Source organism: Streptomyces vinaceus, assembly GCF_008704935.1.
Taxonomy (GTDB): Bacteria; Actinomycetota; Actinomycetes; order Streptomycetales; family Streptomycetaceae; genus Streptomyces; species Streptomyces vinaceus.
Window position 1 is genome coordinate 7352631 of the sequence record NZ_CP023692.1, and the last position, 19651, is coordinate 7372281.

General features: G+C 70.9%; 17 protein-coding genes. 7 read left to right on the forward strand and 10 right to left on the reverse strand.

Going from position 1 to position 19651, the window contains the following annotated elements; genetic code table 11:
• Positions 1-35 precede the first annotated feature (35 nt).
• The gene (locus CP980_RS33205) at positions 36-1271 is read left to right on the forward strand and encodes an alpha/beta hydrolase family protein (protein ID WP_150529868.1); all 1236 of its coding nucleotides are present in this window, start codon (positions 36-38) and stop codon (positions 1269-1271) included.
• A gap of 42 nt (positions 1272-1313) precedes the next feature.
• On the opposite strand, the gene CP980_RS36605 is transcribed toward CP980_RS33205, so the two are convergent.
• Together CP980_RS36605 and CP980_RS33215 are read right to left on the reverse strand one after the other, a co-directional pair.
• Positions 1314-2369 (reverse strand): DUF4259 domain-containing protein, encoded by a 1056-nt coding sequence (locus tag CP980_RS36605; RefSeq protein ID WP_150529869.1) that lies wholly within the window; start codon positions 2367-2369, stop codon positions 1314-1316.
• A gap of 273 nt (positions 2370-2642) precedes the next feature.
• On the reverse strand, positions 2643-3152 hold the full coding sequence (locus CP980_RS33215) for an SMI1/KNR4 family protein (RefSeq protein ID WP_150529870.1): 510 nt from the start codon (positions 3150-3152) through the stop codon (positions 2643-2645).
• Positions 3153-3421: 269 nt separating this feature from the next.
• Here CP980_RS33215 and CP980_RS33220 point away from each other — a divergent pair, with 269 nt between their 5' ends.
• Complete coding sequence (locus tag CP980_RS33220) at positions 3422-5431, forward strand: hypothetical protein (protein ID WP_150529871.1); 2010 nt, start codon at positions 3422-3424, stop codon at positions 5429-5431.
• Between the two features lie 176 nt (positions 5432-5607).
• Complete coding sequence (locus tag CP980_RS33225; protein ID WP_150530455.1) at positions 5608-6045, forward strand: glutaredoxin domain-containing protein; 438 nt, start codon at positions 5608-5610, stop codon at positions 6043-6045.
• Positions 6046-6394: 349 nt separating this feature from the next.
• On the opposite strand, the gene CP980_RS33230 is transcribed toward CP980_RS33225, so the two are convergent.
• Positions 6395-7426: an RICIN domain-containing protein gene (locus CP980_RS33230; RefSeq protein ID WP_150529872.1), complete on the reverse strand. Its 1032-nt coding sequence runs from the start codon at positions 7424-7426 to the stop codon at positions 6395-6397.
• Positions 7427-8257: 831 nt separating this feature from the next.
• On the opposite strand from CP980_RS33230, the gene CP980_RS33235 reads away from it, so the two are divergent.
• A complete protein-coding gene (locus tag CP980_RS33235; protein WP_150529873.1) occupies positions 8258-9928 on the forward strand; it encodes a M4 family metallopeptidase in 1671 nt (556 codons plus the stop codon).
• Positions 9929-10130: 202 nt separating this feature from the next.
• Here the strand turns inward: CP980_RS33235 and CP980_RS33240 are convergent, their stop codons facing one another.
• The gene (locus tag CP980_RS33240; RefSeq protein WP_150529874.1) at positions 10131-10859 is read right to left on the reverse strand and encodes a DUF6193 family natural product biosynthesis protein; all 729 of its coding nucleotides are present in this window, start codon (positions 10857-10859) and stop codon (positions 10131-10133) included.
• A gap of 128 nt (positions 10860-10987) precedes the next feature.
• Between CP980_RS33240 and CP980_RS33245 the strand changes: the two genes are divergently transcribed.
• On the forward strand, positions 10988-11965 hold the full coding sequence (locus tag CP980_RS33245; RefSeq protein ID WP_150529875.1) for a hypothetical protein: 978 nt from the start codon (positions 10988-10990) through the stop codon (positions 11963-11965).
• Between the two features lie 194 nt (positions 11966-12159).
• Here the strand turns inward: CP980_RS33245 and CP980_RS33250 are convergent, their stop codons facing one another.
• From CP980_RS33250 to CP980_RS33265, 4 genes are all read right to left on the reverse strand, one after another.
• On the reverse strand, positions 12160-12579 hold the full coding sequence (locus CP980_RS33250; RefSeq protein WP_132761101.1) for an arsenate reductase ArsC: 420 nt from the start codon (positions 12577-12579) through the stop codon (positions 12160-12162).
• Positions 12576-12881, reverse strand: a complete 306-nt coding sequence (locus CP980_RS33255) for a hypothetical protein (protein ID WP_150529876.1) — start codon at positions 12879-12881, stop codon at positions 12576-12578. The genes CP980_RS33250 and CP980_RS33255 overlap by 4 nt, the downstream gene beginning before the upstream one ends.
• 44 nt (positions 12882-12925) lie before the next feature.
• Positions 12926-13309, reverse strand: a complete 384-nt coding sequence (locus CP980_RS33260; RefSeq protein ID WP_150529877.1) for an ArsR/SmtB family transcription factor — start codon at positions 13307-13309, stop codon at positions 12926-12928.
• Positions 13310-13447: 138 nt separating this feature from the next.
• The gene (locus CP980_RS33265; protein ID WP_150529878.1) at positions 13448-15055 is read right to left on the reverse strand and encodes a TROVE domain-containing protein; all 1608 of its coding nucleotides are present in this window, start codon (positions 15053-15055) and stop codon (positions 13448-13450) included.
• A 554-nt stretch (positions 15056-15609) separates the two neighbouring features.
• On the opposite strand from CP980_RS33265, the gene CP980_RS33270 reads away from it, so the two are divergent.
• On the forward strand, positions 15610-16215 hold the full coding sequence (locus tag CP980_RS33270) for a hypothetical protein (protein ID WP_150529879.1): 606 nt from the start codon (positions 15610-15612) through the stop codon (positions 16213-16215).
• A gap of 250 nt (positions 16216-16465) precedes the next feature.
• Entirely contained in the window at positions 16466-17686 is a 1221-nt protein-coding gene (locus tag CP980_RS33275) for an alpha/beta hydrolase family protein (protein WP_150529880.1), read from the forward strand.
• A gap of 118 nt (positions 17687-17804) precedes the next feature.
• On the opposite strand, the gene CP980_RS36150 is transcribed toward CP980_RS33275, so the two are convergent.
• Together CP980_RS36150 and CP980_RS33285 are read right to left on the reverse strand one after the other, a co-directional pair.
• A complete protein-coding gene (locus CP980_RS36150) occupies positions 17805-18791 on the reverse strand; it encodes a helix-turn-helix domain-containing protein (protein WP_229907348.1) in 987 nt (328 codons plus the stop codon).
• A gap of 226 nt (positions 18792-19017) precedes the next feature.
• Complete coding sequence (locus CP980_RS33285; RefSeq protein ID WP_150529882.1) at positions 19018-19614, reverse strand: NADPH-dependent F420 reductase; 597 nt, start codon at positions 19612-19614, stop codon at positions 19018-19020.
• Positions 19615-19651: the final 37 nt, after the last annotated feature.

The following is a 19651-nucleotide window of genomic DNA, read 5'->3' on the forward strand; positions in this document are numbered from 1 at the left end:
GGCACGGTTGACGATCCGTCATGGGAGGAGAGCTCGTGATCACCACGCCGTTCATCAGCCGGAGGGGCATGACGCGCCGCAGCATGATGAGAGCCGTGATGGCCGCCGGTGCCGCCGTGCCGCTTGCCGCCGCTGCCGGCCCCGCGTGGGCCGCTCCGGGGGCCCCGGCCGGGGCCGTTCCCGCCGCGGCGCGGCTCACGTTGCCGGAGCCGACCGGGCCGCATCTGGTGGGCACGGTTCAACTGCATCTCGTTGACCGGTCCCGTCCGGACGCCCTCGCGGGCCCGGGGCATTTCCGCGAGCTGATGACCACCGTCTGGTATCCCGCCCGGGACGTCCAGCGGTACCCGGTGGCGCCTTGGATGTCGGTCGGCGCGTTCCAGGCGTTCCTCGCCGACGTCGGGCTCAGCGATCTGGCCCCTCTGGGGCCGCTCACTGCCGCCCACGTGGGCGCTCCGGTGCTGCGCGCGAGCCGACGGCTGCCCGTCATCGTGTTCTCGCACGGCGCGCACAGCCACCAGGGCGACCACACCGTCGTCGTCCAGGAGCTCGCCAGCCACGGATACGCCGTGGTGACAGTGGCTCACCAGTACGACACGTACACCGAGTACCCCGACGGCCGGATCGCCGTCCCGCGCCGCGACCCGCAGGCGCCGACGCTGCCCGGGGACTTCGCGGCCGACCTGCGCTTCGTCCTCGACTGCGTCGAGCAGCTCGCCGCCGGATGCAATCCCGATGTCGACCACAAGGAGCTGCCGGCCGGGCTGCTCGGCTCGCTCGACCCGCGGTGCATGGGCGCGTTCGGCTGGTCGAAGGGCGGGACGGCCACCGCCTGCGCCACGCTCGCGGACGAGCGCATCCGGGCCGGTCTGAGCCTCGACGCCCCGATGCAGATGAACCCGCCGCTGGCCGGAGACCTGGACCGGCCGTTCATGATGATGTCCGCCGTCTTCACCCGCGCCACGGATCCCGAGGCCGCCGCGTTCTGGTCGCACCTGCGAGGCTGGCGGCTGAACGTACAGGCCCAGGGCGCCGCCCACGTCTCGTACGGCGACAACGAGGCACTGTTCCCGCAGGTGGCGAAGGTGCTCGGATGGAGCGGACAGCAGCTCCAGGACGTGATCGGCACCCTCGATCCCGCCCAGGCGGTGAAGATACAGCAGGCGTACCCGCTGGCCTTCTTCGACGAGCACCTGCGCCACCGTCGGGGGCACTTGCTCGACGGTCCGTCCCCGACCTTCCCGGCAGTGACGTTCGTCGGAGATCAGTGACGACAATCGCTGCCACGGGCCCGTTCCCGGACGACCGGACGATCACTGGGGCGGGGCGGTGTCCGTTTCCGTTTCCGTGCGTGGGGCAACGGTGAGAGGGGAGCCGTTCAGTTCGGTTCGGCCGGTGGAGGTCCACCACAGCTCTCCTCCTGTGGTGAGGTAGGGCGTGTCGCCGTCCACGTTCCCGCCGTTGTCGAGTGCGTCGGCCACGGCGGTCAGGTATACGGCCAGCGAGGGCCAGCCGTCGTCGAAGTGGGCCCTGTCGTCGTGTGCTGTACTGCCGAGGCGGCCTTGGCCTGGCCCTTCGCGCATGTCGATGATCTGGGAGTCGCCGTCGCTCTGCGCCCACGGGATCCACTGCGGGTGCCACCAGGGTTCCTCGTGCCCGTGAGGTCCGCTCGGATCGGATTCTTCCGCGGCGATCTCGACGCACATCTGCCAGTGGTCGAGGATCCCCGCGACGGACATGGGAGGCTGATCGGGGACCACGTTGGCCCACTCGGTGAGTCCGTCGTGGCAGGCCAGCGAGTGCAGGAGGTCGGCGGGGAAGCGCACGCCCATCGCCTCCTGAGCAGCCTCGACTTCGGCGGGGTCGGCGGGCGGGGCGAGCAGTGCGTACGAGGCGGGCGCATGTCGCTGCATCCAGCCGTCGATCCTGGCCCAGGAGCGGGTCACGGGTTGGGGTGTGGGGAAGGCAAGGACCCTGCGCAGGAGATACAGGCGGCGGCGCCACTGGAGGTACCTGTCGGTCGTCGCCCAGGGCTCGCGTAGCAAGGAGGCCTCGGAGGCTTTGGCGTCGACCCGGTCCAGGGCGAGGACGGCGAGCTCTCGTAGGCCGACCGGCAGCGCGGGGACGGGCAGGTCGGGTCCGTACGGGCTGGTGACCGGCCGTCCGCCGGGGTACTGGGCGGCAACGAGGGCTGCGGCAGCCACCGCTTCGACCACCACGTGCCGGCCGGAGGGGTCGTCGGAGCCGAGGACGCGGACGAGCGCGTCCCGTACGAGGCCGGGCCTGTCGGCCTCGGCGGTCGCGTCGAGGCAGGCGTGGAAATCCGCGGTGGTGTCGTCGTTGACGGGGCCGATGTCCCAGGTGCCCATGGGTCTCCTTGAGATGGGGTGCTTTCGGGATAGTGCCGGGCGGCCGTCGGTGTGGCTGCGGTCCACGGGGCGGGCGACGGCGGGTCGGGTTGCCGGGCGCGCTGGCGGAGTTCGAGTGGATCGTGCTCGACGGCGTCGCCGGGTTTCCGGGCGGGGAGTGCCGCCCGGCCGGTCACGGCCACCCGCGCCGCGTCCGTGAACGCAGTCGCGGGCTTCAGCCCCGTCGGTCCCGCCGCTGCAGCCCCTGCGGCAGGCGGCTCCGGCCGAAGTCGTTCAGGGGGTGGGGGTTTGGCGGTACCGGTGGGCGGGCCCGGGGCGGTGGGGGCGTCCGGCGAGATTGAGGAGGAACTCTGTGACGGGGCCGGGAGCCTCTTGCCACTCGCCTTCATCCGTCTCGACGACCATGCGCCAGTCGGCCGGGTCCGGCTCTTCGGGAAGGAAGTAGTAGACGGCGCCGTCTTCTTCTCCGCCCCATTCGATGAGGCCGCCGGGCTGGGGGTGGAACGGGAACGGGTAGCGATCAGGATCGTCGAGGTGCGACTTGGGTCCGGACGTGGGCCACAGCCGCTCCAGCTCGGCGGCCGTGCCGTCCACGGGCCGGTCCATGTGGAGGAACCCGTCGAAGGCGCCGGGGCCGTACAGATCGAGGAACGCCTTGTAGCCGGCGGGGAGCGGGACACCGAGGTGTCCCTCGGCGGCCTCCCACAGGCGGGGCCGTGCCCAGCCCCAGCAGGCCGGCTCGCCGAGCAGTTCCTTCAGTCGTTCCAAGGCGGTGGCTGTCATCTGCTCTCCAGGTCGGCTACGTGGCCAACCCTCGCATGCGGGGACGACAGTGGGAGTCCGTGCGTGCGCCGGGCCTCCGCGCCAAAGGGCTCACGCAGTGGATGCCGAGGTCGGCCCGTGCACGGCGCTGCCCGCGCACCTGCACCGCAGGGCGACGGCGTCGGGGCACGAAGGGGCCACGGCGGTGGGCGTATCTTTGCGGCCGAGGGGACGTGCCCGGACTGCGAAGGCGGTATTGCGGCCGCGAAGCAGGTGGAGGAGGGGTACCGATGAGCGACGCCCTGGCGGGGATCGACGACATCGACTGGGCGGAGCTGGAGCACGCCTACGGTACGGCCGAGGACGTGCCCGGCATGCTGCGAGATCTGTACCGGTCCGAGAAGGCCGCCGATGCCGCCGATGACCTGCTCGTCCACGTCTACCACCAAGGCGGCGCGGTCTGCTCCGCGGCGCCGGCCGCACTTCCGTACGTGCTCCGGGCCGCGGCCGATCCGGCCATCGCCCCGGCCGTCCGCCGCGAACTCCTGGAGCTCGGCGGTTCCTTGGCCTACACGGCGAACACCGCGGATCCCCGCTTCGTCACCGATGCCTGGCCCGCCGTCTGGGATCAGGCGGTATCGGATCTGCTGCCGGTGCTCCACGATCCGGCGCCCACGAGCCGCATCGCCGCCGCGGACGCCCTCGCCGAGGCCCGTCACCGGGCCGACGAGGTGATCGCGGCGCTGCGGGCGCGGTGGCTCGTGGAGCCGGACCAGGAGTCGCGGACCCAGCTCATCGATGGGGTCGGCTCGCTGGTACCCCACGCCGACCCACCGTGCGAGGACTCCCTCGACTGGCTACGGCAGCTCATGCAGGGCGCCGAGCCTGCCACCCGTCTCGCTGCCGTGCGGGCCCTGCGCCGCGCGCTGCCGGGGGAGGACGACAGCGCGTACGCGCGGACGGTGTCCGAGGTGCTGTTCGGCAGCGAACCGGCCACCTGGAAGCCGGGCGGCGGCGCACGCAAGGCGACGGTCGTCTGGGCGATCGGTCTACTGGGAGGAGACGGCGCGAGCCGGGCCGAAGCGATCCGGAGGCTGCTCACTCATGTGCACCCCTTGGTACGCGCGGGCGCACTGGAGGCGGCCGCCGACATGCTCAGCCGTCGGCGCTCCGCCGTGACCGAGCTGCTCCCGGAGGTGGCCCGCCTGCTGTCCGACGCCGAGCCCGACAACCGGCTCTTCGCCGCCCGGGTCCTCGGCATGTGCGGGTACGCTGCCCGCCCTTGGGCCGACACGCTGGCGGCCATGGTGACGGACGAGGGCGAGCCGTACCTGCCCGCCCAGTCCCACGCGGTCTGGGCGCTGTCAAGGCTCGGCGACGCGCGGTGCGTACCGCCGCTCGCACGCCGCCTCGCGGGCGAGCGGCTCGGATTCTCGTACCACTCGGTCCACGCCGACGGCTGGGGGACGTACGAGCTGAGCCTGACCGAGGTCGGCGCAGGGCTCGGAGCCCACGCCGACGTGCTGCTGCCCCCGTTGCGGGCCCGGCTCTCCGCCGCCCCCACCCTCGACGAGCGTCGAGCACTCTGCCAGCTGCTGGAGTCATGGGGCGCGGCAGCGGCCCCCGCGATCCCCGAGCTGATCGACCTCCTGGACACCGACGCCGCGGTGTGGGCTCTGGACGCCCTCGCGGCCATCGGGCCGGTCGCGGCCGAGGCTGTGCCAGAGAGCCGGCTGCGTGCCCTGCTCGACGCCCCGCCCGAGGGCCAGCCGTTCGCGCCGCGCTGCCTGGCGCTCGCCTACGGGAGGCTGACCGAGGACCGGGAGCCCGCGCTCGAACTGCTGCTTCCGAAGCTGGGCGAGCCGTATGGTCAGGGCAACCCCGCAACGTTGCTGGGGGAGTTGGGGTCAGCGGGGGCCCCGTATGCAGCGCGGTTGCGCGAACTCCTCCCCGTACACGAAGAAGGCTGGCTGCCGCTCCGCGTCGCCGAAGCGCTGTGGAAGATCACCGGACGGGCCGACGAGGTCGTCCCCGTCCTCGTACGGGCCATCGCGCCGTTCGCTGAGCGTGGCGGCGCCTACCGGGCGATCACTGAGACGGTGAAACTCCTGGCCGAGATAGGCGCGCCCGCGGCCCCCGCCGAGCCCGTCCTGAAGGCGTTCCTGGACGCCGACGAGCGGTCCGTCCCGCACGGGACATGGCGTTCCGTACCGGAGGACGACGAGTTGTGTGCCGCCGCGCGCGCCGCACTGCTCGCAATCTCCGACGACGGCCTGCACGAACTCCAGCCTCCGCGCTGAACATTGGGGCCGTTCAGTGGGTGCACCGGGTGGGGCCCCGACGTTCACGACCACGACGAAGCGAGGGGGACGGCCCGACGTTCCACGCGGAGACGACGGCGAAGGCGCCCTACCGGTTGATCGCCAGGAAGGGCCGGGTGGGAGACCCATTCGACCCATCGATAGCCTGCGTCGTCATGATGCGCGTTTGGATCTTGCCGATGCTGTTCGTACTCTGCGGCTCAGCGGTCGCGACCGGGCTCTACTTCGAGGAGGGACCCGGTACAGCCGCAGCGCTCCTGCTGCCCTTCCTGGCGCTCGCCGGCGTGCACTCACCTCTGATCTTCCCGAGATCGATCGGGGCGCGAGAGGCAGAGCGCCGTAGCGCGGTCGACGGTCGACCGGTCGTCTTCTGGCGCCCGGGCTGCAAGTACTGCGTGCGGCTGCGCCTGCGGCTGGGCCGCAGCGCACGCCAGTTGCACTGGGTCGACATCTGGCGCGATGAGGCAGGAGCGGCGGAGGTGAGGGCTGCCAACCACGGCAACGAGACCGTGCCCACCGTCGTCGTGGCGGGCCGGCCACACACCAACCCCGATGCCGCCTGGGTACGCGAACAGCTCTCCCCACGCGCATGAGCGCGCAGCGGCGCACAGAGACAAAAAGACACTGCATCGGACGCTGCCGCCCCATAAGACGCCGTCCGACGACTTCGTCTCGGTGATGCGCAGGGATGCGCCCGCGCCGGTGAAGGAAGAGACCGCCTCGTCCCATTGTCGGGACCGTTGTCTCGCGAGAGGTCGGCACGGCCCTGGCGATCCTGACCGGAATACAACGAGAGCAGCCGGCGCCTTTCGGCTGCCGAGTCCGTCTTCGCTCCCGGCGGCCTGAGGATCCGGGACACCGTCACCGCAGTCACTGCGCTGCCCGGATGCTGATGCCGCACGCGAGCTACACGACGCCGGCGTTCTCGGTCTCGGCCAGGACCTATGGCTTGGCTGCCGCACCGCTGTCCGGCGTACTGGCGCTGGTGCGGGCGATGTACATCGTCGAACCGGCCGTCGAGTTGACGACGGGGACGGTGACGGTCGCATCCGTGGTCCACGGCTGGTTGTCGGTGTCGAAGGTCCAGGTACCCGTGACCTTCTTGCCGACGGCCGCGAAGTCGACCCAGGCGTAGTTCTTCGCCGGGACCTCCACGGTGATGCCGTTGACCGTCGTCTCGTCCGAGGAGTACGTCTGCGTCACGGACAACTGGCTGGAGATCATGGCCTGGACCTGCACGGAGACCCCGACGGAGGTGGAGACGCCGGCCGAGTACGACTGTTCCCAACCGGAGTGGTAGATCGTCGTGAAGATCTGCTTCATCGTGCTGTCGGTGCCGTTGTACCAGACGGACGAGGCGATCCGGCGGGGCAGGACCTCGGGCTGTCCCTCGGACTTCTCGGTCCACGAGCAGGTCGACGTGTTCTTGGAACACAGGTCCGCGTAGTAGTCGAGCGCGAGGCTTCGCGCTTCGGCGGCCTTCGACGCGGGGACCGTCCATTCCTGGCTCGCGCTGCCGTTGCAGGGGTTGGGCTGGGCGAGGATCCCCCACAGGTGGAGGCCGCCCCGGTTGTCCATGCAGTACTCGGTGCCGCTGGAGTTGTCGCGGCGGACGATCCCGAACCTGTTGGGCTTGCCGTCGACGGGGCGGAAGTGCCACTGCTCGCCTTCCTTGCCGCAGGACTGCTGCTGGGCGGGCTGGGAGGCGTAGATGCATTTTCCGGATGCGGTGTTGGCGATGTTGAACTGGCCGGGGTTCGCGAGCTTGATCAGGCGCCAGTTCGGGTAGTTGGTTCCGTCGGGGGTGACGGAGATCTGGTTCCCGTCGTTGTTGCCCGTCGCATTGAGGGTGCCGTCCGCGTTGGTGAAGGTATACGTATCGGCCGCGGTCGCGGCGGCTGCGGGGCTCGCGGCGAGACCGAGTACCGGCGTGATGACGACGAGGGCGAGAGCGGGGGCCGTCAAGAGCTTCACGGTGCGTAAGAAGTGGGTTTTCATGGCCGCCTTCGGTTGGGTCTTCCTGTGGGTCCCGCTGCTGAGAGCGGTGAACGCAAGGGGCGGTGGACGGCGCGCCAGACGGCCGAGCACCTTCGGCACCCAGTCACGCATGCACATCCCGGGCCGCCAACCCGTAACGATCCGGAGTGACAACGCGGTCGGCGTCGTGGTCGAAGACCCGCAGCTGCCGCGGATCGGAGCGATCCGGCACCTGGTTGACGACGATCTGCGCTCTTGGGTGGGACATGCGCCGCCAGTCGGCGTGGGAGCGCCTCGTCAGGAGCGGCGGATCAGCGGATCAACAGCCGTGCGCACGGGGGATGTCGGCCCGAAACAGCATGGTCGACACACGTAGCAGGTCTACGTCGCGACGCGATACGAGTACGGGGACCATGGGCCGCATCCTGTCGGCGCGTGCGGCCAGCGTGCGAGCGGCGTTGCCGCGCCATCCTGGCGGCGGTCCTCGGCGGTCCTCGGCGGTCATGGAGCCACCCCCGCCGCGAGGGGGCGGTGCGCTCGATCGCCGCTGCCGAGAGTCGGTGAATGAGCATCAATTGCCGTTCACTCCGCGACAGTTCTTTACGGGCGTGTTGCGAATACCTGTGCCATCTGTGTCGGCACGTATCGAGATCTTGTTCTTCCCGTGAAGAGGTGGGCGGCGAATCCGACATGAGCGGCCGAACCGCCATTTACGCCCCGTGACATGTCCACGGCCTCTTGAGAGTCTCGCTGCTCATCAAGGCATTCCTCCTTGCAGAGGTGGACGGCGATCCCGTCCAACTCCCCACGACTCTCTGGAGAATCCGCATGTTCTCGATCACACCCGCCAGCGGCAGGGCGCGCCGGCTGGCCCTCGTGTCCGGCGCAGCCGTCCTCACCGGCACCCTCCTCGCCGCCGGCACTTCCGCGGCGTCAGCGGGAGCCGTCCCGGCGCCCGGCGAAGTCAACTCCGCTGCGGCCACTGCCGCGTCCCTCGGACTCGGTGGCGAGGAGAAGCTGGTCGTCAAGGACGTCATCAAGGACGCAGACGGCACGGTCCACACCCGCTACGAGCGCACTTACGCCGGCCTTCCCGTCCTCGGCGGCGACCTGGTCGTCCACCGCAGCGCCGACGGCGCCGTCACATCGGTCACCAAGGCCACCGAGGCCGACATCAAGGTCGCCTCGGTCACCCCGAAGCTGGCCCCGACCGCAGCCAACTCCGCCGCGGTCCAGGCTGCCGAGGCCGCGAACACCAAGGGCGCCGCCACCGGCGACGCCCCGCGCAAGGTCATCTGGGCCGCCGACGGCAAGCCCGTCCTCGCCTACGAGACCGTCGTCACGGGCACCCAGCACGACGGCGTCACCCCGAGCCGGCTGCGCGTCATCACCGACGCCAACACCGGCCAGAAGCTGTACGAGGCCCAGCTCATCCGCGACATAGCCGGCGGCATCACCGCGAAGAGCGGTTCCACGGCCGCGAAGCCCAGCGCCGCCGCGCCCGCCGCCGCGGTCGGCACCGGCGCCAGCCAGTACAGCGGTAGCGTCGCCCTCAACACCACCAAGACGTCCACGGGTTACTCCCTGGTCGACAGCGTGCGCGGCGGCTCCAGCACCGTCGACCTCAAGCACAAGACGAGCGGCAAGGGCACGGTCTTCACCGACGCGGACAACAAGTGGGGGAACGGCCTGCCCGCCAACAACCAGACGGCCGCCGTTGACGCCGCCTACGGCGCCGCCCAGACGTGGGACTTCTACAAGAACGTCCTGCACCGCAACGGCATCAAGAACGACGGGCGGGCTCCGGTCTCCCGTGTCCACTACGGAAACGCCTACCAGAACGCGTTCTGGGACGACCAGTCCTTCACGATCACCTATGGCGACGGCGCGAGCAACCAGCACGCCCTCACCCAGCTCGACGTGGCCGGCCACGAGTTCAGCCACGGCGTCACCTCCGCCACCGCGGACCTCCAGTACTCCGGCGAGTCCGGCGGCCTGAACGAGGCCACCTCGGACATCTTCGGCACCGCGGTGGAGTGGAACGCGAACAACGCCCAGGACAAGGGCGACTACCTGCTCGGCGAGAAGATCGACATCTTCGGCAACGGCAAGCCGCTGCGCTACCAGGACAAGCCGAGCAAGGACGGCCGCGGCTCGGCCGACTACTGGAGCGCCGGTGTCGGCGACCTCGACGTGCACTACTCCTCCGGCGTCGCCAACCACTTCTTCTACCTGCTGTCCGAGGGCAGCGGCGCGAAGGACATCAACGGCGTGCACTACGACAGCCCGACCGTGGACGGCTCGACCGTCACCGGCATCGGCCGGGACAAGGCGGTTCAGATCTGGTACAAGGCGCTGACCGCGTACTTCACGTCCACCACCGACTACCACGGGGCCCGCGAGGGCACGCTGAAGGCAGCCGCTGACCTGTACGGCGCGAACAGTGCCGAGGCCAAGGCGGTGGACGCCGCCTGGGCCGGGGTGAACGTCAAGCCCTGACCACCGGAGCAAGCACGCGGCGCCGCACCGATGTCGAACCGGTGCGGCGCCGCCGCGCTTCGCCCATCGCTCCGCGCCGTGCCCCGCCGGCTGCGGGCTGCGGGCTGCGGTGGCACCACCCGCGAGAACGCCCGTACGACGGCCTCTTGCGGCGGTACGCGGTCGCCGGACTCGAAGCGGCGCAGCGGCCCAGCTCTCAGCGTCACCCCCTACTTTCGGCGGTACCCGTGACCGCCGGGCCAAGTCCGGCGGGGAGGCGGGCCACCGCCAGGGCGACGGCCTCTTCTGCTGTGACGGCCTCGTCGATGACGTCGGAGTGAGGATGTTTCAGCACGCGGAACGGACTGCCGCCGTGCGACGGGGCGATGGCGACCTCGTTGCGGAACGGGAATCCGGTGCAGGAGCTGAAGCCGAGCGTCCAGTGGCTGGAGAACACGTAGAGCTCTCGCAGCCGCCGTTCGGCGTGTGCCGCTTCTACGAGGGCGCCGAACTCAGGGAAATCCGGTGCCTCGGCCGCCTGTCTCCGCATCGAACGCCACTGCAGCTCCACTACCGCGACCGGCCCGCGGTCGTGCGCCTCGGCGCGCTCGTCGGAGTGCAGAAACGGCAGCGCCGCCCGCAGCTCCCGCAGGCTCCTGCCCTGTCCCCAGGCCACGCCCGACCTGACGACATCCGCCAGGTCGGGCGTGGATCCGGTGATGAGTTCTACCCCCTGGCTCCAGCCGGAGACACCGAACCGACGGCTGTCGGCCCCGATGTGCACGGACAGCGGCTTCCGCTCGGGGACCGACGCGGCGATGCCCGCCGAAACGAGTTCCCCCCAGTCGCCGGGCACCACCGCGAGATCGGCACCCAGGTCGGCCGCCAGTAGTTCCAGCGCGGCGGCAAGGCTGCCCGCGGCTGCCAGTTCGGGATAGAGATCGGCGTTCACCTCCGAAGTCTGCCATTGCCCTGCCGGCCGCCGCCGAAGGGCTGGACTGCTGCCGGGCCGTTCGTGCACCGCTGAGGGGTGTTCCACACGGGTGAGTCGTCGTGTGACCCTGCGCGCCGTGCGAATGCGTGCTCGAAGACGTCGTTATCGTGCGGGTCGACGCGATGTGCACCCGCGAGCCGAGAGGTGCTGACTGTCCAGTGACCGGAAAACCACTCCCGCTGTGTCTGGCGGCACTGTGCCTCCTCGCCTCTGCTGCCTGCGGTACGGCCCGCAGCACCACGGCGGCCCCTCCTGCCGGCCGTGACGTCACCGCACCCGCACCCGCACCCGCAACCTCGGCGCCGGCACTGAAGCTCGTCCATGCGTTCGCTGAGGGGCGGGTCGGTGGCATTCCCTTCAACTGTGAGGCCACCAGGCACCACGGTTCCGGCGGGCGGCCCGCGGTCTGGGTGTCGTCGCAGACGACCGACACCCGGGCGGTAGCCCTGGGATCTCGGTCGGCCCTCTGTCTGTCCGGCTTTCCGGGTACCGGGCCGATCACCGTCACGGTGAAGGCCGGAGGGCGCACCTACACCACTCCTCTGAAGCGCGTGAGCAAGTCCGTCTCCAAGCAGTCGGACGCCGCTCTCTTCGACGGCCGCGAGATGGAGGTCACGGAAAGGGGCGGCGGCATGCTGACGAGCGGCGACTGGATCTTCCTTCCCTCCGGCTCCATCCGAGAGGCGCTCGGAAGGTCCGGCCGGCTCGACCTGACGGCCGTTTCCGGTGACGTGAAGGCCGCCAACGCGGAGCCCCTGAGCCGACAACCGGGGGCGGCCACCGAGGACGGCTGGGAGCGAAGTCGCCGGATCGCTCTGTACGGATATCCGGCCGGCTCCCGCGTGCCGGTCGGGCTCTACCGGGTGAAGGCCTCCTCGACGGAGGGGCGAAACGCAGTGCTGGAGAGGCAGGTCGGCGTGGTGGCGATGCCGGCCTCGCGCGTTGCCGACTTCACCGTTCCCCAGGACGTGTTCCGCACCGTCAGCGTGGCCGCCCCGCAAGGCAAGGACACGTACTGCTTGTCCGTCCCCGGGGTAGACCAGAGCGTCACACATCCGCTCTGACAGCCGACCGGCAGGTGTGGTCGGGCTCCGCGTCCGGCGACGCGGTCAGCGACGCGTCGGGCCGGCCCACCCCCGTCACCGTGCCCGCTGCCCGGCCTGCTGCGCACCTTGGGGACTCGGGGGATCGGCCCGTTCGCGCGTACTCCGTTCACATCGGCACGCTGCGCACGCTGCGCACGCCGCCCCGGCGGCCGTCAGGCCGTGGGCTCGATGCCGAGTTCGGTGAGCAGGGAGCGGATGCGCCCTTCGATCTCGTCGCGGATCGGCCGTACCGCGGAGACGCCTTGGCCGGCCGGGTCTGCGAGCTGCCAGTCCAGGTAGCGCTTGCCGGGGAAGTAGGGACAGGCATCGCCGCAGCCCATGGTGATCACCACGTCCGAGGACTGCACCGCTTCCGCGGTGAGCACCTTGGGGGTTTCGGCGGAGATGTCGATCCCGGCCTCCCGCATGGCCTCGACCACCGCCGGGTTCACCGTGTCGGCGGGGGCGGATCCGGCCGAGCGGACCTGGACGCGGTCGCCGCCGAGGTGGGTGAGGAAGGCGGCGGCCATTTGGGACCGGCCGGCGTTGTGCACGCAGACGAACAGGACGGACGGGGTGGTGGAGGTGCTCATCGGGCGAGGGCGCTTTCTTCGGCGGAAGGTGCGGGAGCGGCGGGCTGCTGCCCGCCGGTGACGGCCGGGTCGGCGAAGGACGTCGAGGAGGTCGACCAGTACGCCGCCCCGATGGACCTGTACGCCGCCCCAATGGAGGAGGCGACCGGCAGCGGCGCGAGGTGCGCACGGCCGGCGCGGGCCAAGCCGAGCCCGAAGACGGCTGCGAGGGAGATGGCCGGCAGCTGGGTTCCGGCGTCGAGGGTCAGTCCGGACGCCTGGATCCCGGAGCCGACCACCGCCGCGACCAGCGCAGCCGTCACCGTCCCCTCCACCGCCGCCCGCCGAATCAGCGGCGCGGACGCCCTCACGTGAGGGCCTTCGCGGGTCCGGCGGGGATCTGGAGCAGAGCCGACAGCTTCGCCAAGGCCTCGGGGAGCACCCAGTAGTACACCCAGGTCCCGCGGCGCTCGGAGTCGACCAGCCCGGCGTCGCGCAGCACCTTGAGGTGGTGGGAGATCGTCGGCTGGGAGACGTCGAACGGGCCGGTGAGATCGCACACGCACGCCTCGCCGCCCTCGTGCGAGGCGATCAGGGACAGCAGCCGCAGCCGGACCGGGTCCGACAGCGCCTTGAACATCCGCGACAGCTCCGCCGCGGCCTCCTCGCCCAGCGGCTCGCGGACCATCGGCGCGCAGCACACCGCATCGTCGTCCTGCCCGAGCACCGGCAGACCAGCTTGTTTCGACATTCCTCAATATTGACAGCCGTCGATCCCGGCGGCAAGGTCGGCCGCGGGTGCGGCCCGGGGGCGGCGCGGGCCGGCCGGACGAGAACGACGTCCGCCCGAACCGCCGCCGCGCGAGCTCCCGGGATTCCCGGCCACCGGCTACGCCGGGCCGGTGGTCCACGGCCACCTCGCCGCGCGGCCGGCCTCGATCAGGCCGATCAAACGGAACGCGGTGTCCGTGAGGCCGCCGAAGGTGTGGCGGTAGGGGCCCGCGGGGGCATGGGCGGGCTGGTATCCGGCCAGGTTCCAGGTGTAGACCGGGGTCTCCGACGGGACCGGTTCGGTCGGTCCGTGGCAGCCGCAGTGGTGTGAGGCCTGTTCGTCGGTGACGATCAGAACTCGGTCGTGCCCGCGGTAGTGGGTGCGCACGGCCTTCGCGGTCTCGGTTCCGCCAAGGCTGTGGAATCGTTTCAGCACTTCGAGTACGGGCTCGCCCGCTTGGAATCGCACCACTGCGTTCGACGAGCCGAACTCCACCAGGTCCGCGTGCTCGGCGCGCATCGCCAACGCGGCACCGAACACGGCCGCCGCGTCCGCCCGGCGCAGCTTGGACCGCTCCGAGACGGTGTCCCAGAACATGGAGTCGGAGCGGTCCACCAGGATCAGCGTGCGGCCGGGCAGGGCCGGTACGTTGGCCAGGGAGTGGCCCAGTGCCTGTTCCAGCGGGGCCGACCAGCGCGGTGATGGCGCGTGCCGGTGGGCGGCCAGGTAGCGGAACGGGAACTGCCGGGAGCGGGCGACTTCGGCGGGGTCCGCGATCCGCGCGGCGACCTGCGCGGCCACCTCGTCCGAGACTCCCGCCTCGTCGAAGTTCCGCAGGTTGCGCACGAGCGCCATCGGTCCCATCGAGGGGATCACCGCCTCCCAGACGGCCGCGTCCATCGGCCCGTGGAGCCAGCCCGCCAAAGCCTCCCAGGTCATGCCGGCCGAGGCCAACCGCTCGGCGCCGTCCGGTCCGGTCACCACGGCCCGCCGCTCGTCCGCGGGTACGGCGAGCAGGGCCTGGTGCGCGGTCAGCAGCCGGTCGGAGGCCGGTACGAGCGCCTGGTCCGGGTGGTGGCGGCGGTCCAAGGCGTACCGGAAGAGCGCGTCCTGCCAGGGCTTTTGCGGGTCGGGGGCCGCGTGGACCAGGTTGAGTACGTCGCCGAGGCGAAAGGCTCTGGACGCGGTGTCGTACTTCAGTAGGGCGCGGGAGGAGTAGAGGCGTCGTACGGCGTCGGCGATGCCGCGCTTCACGGGTTGCGGGACCCTGCGCCCGTACGCCGAGGTCCAGTGGGCGAGCAGTTCGCCGGGCTCGTCGGCGCGCTGGAGTACCGAGTCGATCACGGACCGGTTGGACGGGCCGTCGCAGGCTCCCGCCGTGAGCCGGGCCCGGACGTACGTGGCGGCGCCCACCAGCGACGCCGTACGCATGTTGCCCTCGGTGCGGAGCCAGCGCAGGAGACCGGCCGTCCATACGGGGTCCTCGACGGCGAGTTGGCCTACGAGGCGGGCGTAGCGGTCGTCGCGCCCGCGGGCGCTCTCGTAGAAGGTCTGCTGGGAGACGAAGTTCCCGACCGCCAGGAGGAAGAGCTCCTCGCGCGGCTCTCGTGCGAAGGCCGGGGCGGCTTCGTAGGTGTGGAACGGGCGCCCAGGCGGACAGCGGTGGACGCCGGCCGGTGGGGACAGTGTCCGGGCGGCCGCCGAGACGTGCGGGGCCACGAGCATCTCGGACCAGACTTTGGAGACGCGCTGGGTGTAACGAGGCAGTGAATCCCCCCGGATTCAAAGGAACGGGCACCGCCTCGACCGCGAGGTCCGGTCGGGCGGCGGGCGAAGACGGACCGCGCCTGCCGAGAACAGAAAGGGGCGGCGGCGTCACTTGGTTTCGGAAGGAAGTAGCCGCAGCCGGGCGCATCGGAGGCGCGGTCGCGAGGCCAACATATGGGGCCGCACGAAGCGGATGCCAGTGATTAAACGTCGGGGCCCGGCCTGGACTTCGGGCCGATCGGCGTCTGCCGGCAACCGGGGCCGGAGCCGTCGTGCCCGCGCGGCGAATGCAACGGAGCCACCTGTACCGCGGCCGCCCGCGGGCGCCTCTGCTGCGCCAACCCGGCAACGTGATGCGGACGTGTACCGGTGAACAGCGGTGGAACGGACGCGGCCGACGTACCGTCGAGCTACGGGCCGAGCCCTGCGGCCGACACCGCGCACCCCGGCGTCGGCCTCCCGGGCCGGCGCCTCGACGCCATGACCGGACCGGACCAGGAGCGGAGCAGCCCATGCTTCTCTACGCCCAGACCCCAGCACGGCGGAACCGCCAGATCCTCGCGGACCTGATCGCCCTGGTCGTGATCGCCGGTGCGGTGTGGTTCGCGCTGGCCGTCCACGACGCGATCATGCTGCTGGCCGAGCCGGGACGAAAGGTGGAGAGCGCCGGCCAAGGCTTCGCCAGCGCTCTCGACAACGCCGGTGAAACAGCCTCGGACGTGCCGTTGGTCGGCGGCCTCCTGAAGAAGCCGTTCCATTCCGCGGCCGACGCCGGCACCGGGCTCGCCGACGCCGGGCAGTCCCTGCAGGACGCCGTCAGCCAGTTGGCCACCCTGGTCGCCGTCGTTCTGATCGTCGTCCCCGTGGCCTTCGTACTGCTGGTGTGGCTCCCCCTGCGCCTGCGCTGGATGCGTCGCAGCGCCACCGTCCGAAGCCTGTACGACGGACCCGGAGGCGCCGACCTCCTCGCGCTGCGCGCCCTCACCGGCCCGCCTGGCGACCTCCGCGCGATCCCCGCCCCGCCGGGCGGCCTCGCGGACGGTTGGCGCCGCGGCGACCAGCAGGTCATCGCCGCCTTGTCGGAGATCGCGCTCAGGCGGGCGGGCCTGCGGCCCTGACAGGCGCAACTGACGACGCCCTCGCCCCTGCCCACCGTCCTCAATGCCCGGGCAGCACCCCCGGGCGGACACCTGCGGACAGGAGTGGACACCCGTCGCCTCCGTATGGCCTGGCAGGTGGACAGCGGTCTGCCGGAACCTTGGATCACGCCGACGAGCGCACCGAAAGGGTGGCGCCGAAGGCCCGAGCGAACGTGCTCGCCAATGACCGAGAAGCGCACATCGTCGCTTCACATCACGGGAGAATCCGATGAAGCAGCTGCTGTTCCCGAACAACATCCAGTTCTGGTACGAGACCCTGCGCTCGATGAGCCACATCGCTTACGGTGGCGCCGACTTCGGCGAGGTGGTCTCCACGGGTGAGCGGATCATCGAGGGTGACTACGACAGCTGGTACGTCGAGTGGATGGCCACCGCGGACCGTGTGTCGCAGGACGCGGAGAAGGCGCTGGCGGCCGGTCACCGCATCAGCGCCCGGGACGGTTTCCTGCGCGCCTCGAACTACTACCGTTCGGCCGAGTTCTTCCTGCACGGCCACCCCTGCGACCCGCGTCACGACGGCGCCTACGACCGCTCGGTGGCCTGTTTCAAGGCGGCGGCGGCGCTGTTCACCCCGGTCATCGAGCCGGTCGAGATCCCCTACGAGGACACGACCCTCCCCGGCTACTTCTACCGGGTCGACGACTCGGGGACGCCCCGGCCGACGCTGATCATGCACAACGGTTTCGACGGGACCGCGGAGGAGCTGCACTTCTTCGGGGCGATGGCCGGTGTCGAGCGGGGATACAACGTGCTGGCATTCGACGGCCCCGGCATGCCGGGCCCGCGTCACCGCCAGGGCCTGGTCTTCCGCCCGGACTGGGAGAACGTGATCACGCCCGTGGTGGACTTCGCCGAGACCCTCCCCGGGGTCGATGACAGCCGCATCGCACTCCTCGGTGTCAGCATGGGCGGCGTCCTCGCCCCCCGGGCCGCCGCGTTCGAGCACCGTCTGGCCGCGCTGATCGCCGTGGACGGCCTCTACGACCTCGGCCAGACCTCCGTCCGCAACGTTCCCGGCACCCGCGAGGAGGCCGAGCGGCTCCTGCGGGCCGAGTCCGCTCCGGAACTCGATGCCGCCTTCGAACAGGCCATGGCCAATGACCCGATCGCGCGCTGGGCGATCAACCACGGCATGTACGTCATGGGCGTGGAAACCCCCCGCGCGTTCAACGCCTCCTACCTGGACTACACCCTCGCCGGGGGCATCGCCGAGCGGATCCAGTGCCCCACCCTCGTGTGCGACGCCGAAGAGGACATGTTCTTCAAGGGCCAGCCCGAGCAGCTCTACGACCACCTGACCTGCCCCAAGGCGCTCATGGTGTTCACCACGGAGGAAGGCGCCGGCGCGCACTGCCACCCCGGTGCGATGCGCCTGGCCACCGCCCGCATCTACGACTGGCTCGACGACACCCTCGCTGCCGCAGCCTGAGCGGGCCGTGGAAGCACAGGTGCCCTGCACCTGACATGGCCCGGAGCAGCCCCGCCCGCGCCGACCCGGCACCCGCCGGTGCTTCCGCCGTGTCCGACCGCACAACCACCGCGTCCACTCATGCGCCTTCGGCCGGCCCGTGGACCGGCGGGTGCCGGGTCGGCGCGGGCGGGGCTGCTCCGGTCGAGCGGGCGTATTCGGTGGGAGTCTGACCGTAGTGCTTCTTGAAGGCTCGGGTGAAGTGACTGCCGTCCGCGAACTGCCAGTGTGCGGCGAGTTCCGAGATACTGAGGCGCCCTGACGGCGCGACCAGGGCGAGCCGGGCCTCATGCAGTCGCCGGTGGCGGATGTAGGTGCTCACCTGCTCACCCACCGCGGCGAATGCCCGGTGCAGCGTACGGACGGAGACGTTGAGTTCACGTGCAAGCAGCGCCGGCGAAAGTTCGGGATCAGCGAGCCGACGATCCGCGAGGTCCTTGGCCGCCTGGGTGAGCGCGGGAGCCAATCGGGGTTCCACGTCGTCGAACCGGCCCTTCGCCACTGCCTTGGCCAGCTCGACCAGGGTGTTTTGGGCAGCTGTCACACCGGCCGGGCCGAGGTCGGCCACGGTTGTGTGGATCATGTCGGTGAAGGCCGTCAGCAAGCGCATCTCGGCCGAGTCCGCCGGCCCGGTGATGGCCCGGGTCCCGAGCAGGGGTTTCAGCTCGTCGGGGGGCAGGACGAGGAACTTCGCCGTGAGGTGCGCCGACGTGTCGAAGGCCGTCAGGCGCCCGAGGTGCCGGACGAGGAACTGCCCGGCCGACACGGTCTGGTCGCCGTAACCGGGCGGGCCGCCCAGAGTCCATGCACCGCGCCGCACGACGTACATGGCGATCAGGTCCTGATCGCCGCCGGGGACGTCCGCGGTCCGGGTCGCCGACGCGGCGTGCAGATCGGCGATTGCCGCGCCGTGCACCTTCGTCACGTTGCCCTTGACCCGGAAGTCACCGATCGTGTCCGGGGTGAAGGCCGGCAGTTGGAAGACATCGTCGCCGACCTGCGTCTTCCACCCGTGCCGGAAAGCGTCGAGCCCCCGCGGTGCGGCGTCCGGGGCGGTCGAGTCCACTGCGAACACCCCGCGCGCGCCGTCGACTTTCGCTCCCGTACCGCGCATCGCTCTCCGACCCCCGTACTCATTGCTTCAACGCCGTCCTGTGGTGATCGTGTTCCGCAGGACGGCGCCATGTCTCATGTGGACACCGTGCCAATCTTCCTATGGACGGGTCGCATGACAGCGGTCAAGGGGCAGCGCTGATGCTTCTGAGCCACCCGCAGTCGGCGCGGCTCGACGGTCAGCGGGCGATGGAGATGGCGAAGGGGGTGAATCCGGTGGACCGGATGATGTGCGGGACGAAGAGTATGGCGGCTTCCGTGGCGCGGGCGGTCCGGATTCCGCCGAGATCGGTGATCCATTCCTTGTGCCAGCCGAGGTCGGCGAGCAGGTCGCGGACGGTCTGCTTGGCGAGGGGGTCCTCGCCGGAGAGGAAGGCGGTGGGCGTCTGGGTGAGGGTGGCCGGGGCGGTCATCACGGGGAAGAGCATGGTGTTGAGGGTCTTGACGACGTGGGTTTCGGGCAGTGCTTCCTGGAGTTGTTCGGCGAGGCTGGAGCCGGGGTGGATGAGCTCGGCGGGCAGTCCGTCGGGTCCGTCGACGGTGGCGTTGGAGACGTCGACGAGGATCTTGCCGCGCAGCTCCCCGCGCAGGGCGGTGAGGCGTTCCAGGGAGCCGGCGCCGGGGGTGGCGTTGATGACGATCCCGGCCGCCCGGGCGGCGTCGGCGGCGGCGCCGGGCGCGCGGCCCACCGCGGTGACCTGGTGGCCCGCCCGGGTGAGGGCGGTGGCCAGATTGCCGCCGACGCGGCCGTTTCCCAGAACAGCGATCGAGGTCATGAAGATGTGGTCCTTACACGGGTGCGGGTCGTCGGAT

Excerpts from the sequence above, each read along its gene's own strand:
- CP980_RS36605 (WP_150529869.1), bottom strand. The coding sequence starts at position 2,369 with ATGGGCACCTGGGACATCGGCCCCGTCAACGACGACACCACCGCGGAT.
- CP980_RS33215 (WP_150529870.1), bottom strand. The coding sequence starts at position 3,152 with ATGACAGCCACCGCCTTGGAACGACTGAAGGAACTGCTCGGCGAGCCG.
- CP980_RS33220 (WP_150529871.1), top strand. The coding sequence starts at position 3,422 with ATGAGCGACGCCCTGGCGGGGATCGACGACATCGACTGGGCGGAGCTG.
- CP980_RS33225 (WP_150530455.1), top strand. The coding sequence starts at position 5,608 with ATGATGCGCGTTTGGATCTTGCCGATGCTGTTCGTACTCTGCGGCTCA.
- CP980_RS33235 (WP_150529873.1), top strand. The coding sequence starts at position 8,258 with ATGTTCTCGATCACACCCGCCAGCGGCAGGGCGCGCCGGCTGGCCCTC.
- CP980_RS33250 (WP_132761101.1), bottom strand. The coding sequence starts at position 12,579 with ATGAGCACCTCCACCACCCCGTCCGTCCTGTTCGTCTGCGTGCACAAC.
- CP980_RS33260 (WP_150529877.1), bottom strand. The coding sequence starts at position 13,309 with ATGTCGAAACAAGCTGGTCTGCCGGTGCTCGGGCAGGACGACGATGCG.
- CP980_RS33265 (WP_150529878.1), bottom strand. The coding sequence starts at position 15,055 with ATGCTCGTGGCCCCGCACGTCTCGGCGGCCGCCCGGACACTGTCCCCA.
- CP980_RS33270 (WP_150529879.1), top strand. The coding sequence starts at position 15,610 with ATGCTTCTCTACGCCCAGACCCCAGCACGGCGGAACCGCCAGATCCTC.
- CP980_RS33275 (WP_150529880.1), top strand. The coding sequence starts at position 16,466 with ATGAAGCAGCTGCTGTTCCCGAACAACATCCAGTTCTGGTACGAGACC.
- CP980_RS33285 (WP_150529882.1), bottom strand. The coding sequence starts at position 19,614 with ATGACCTCGATCGCTGTTCTGGGAAACGGCCGCGTCGGCGGCAATCTG.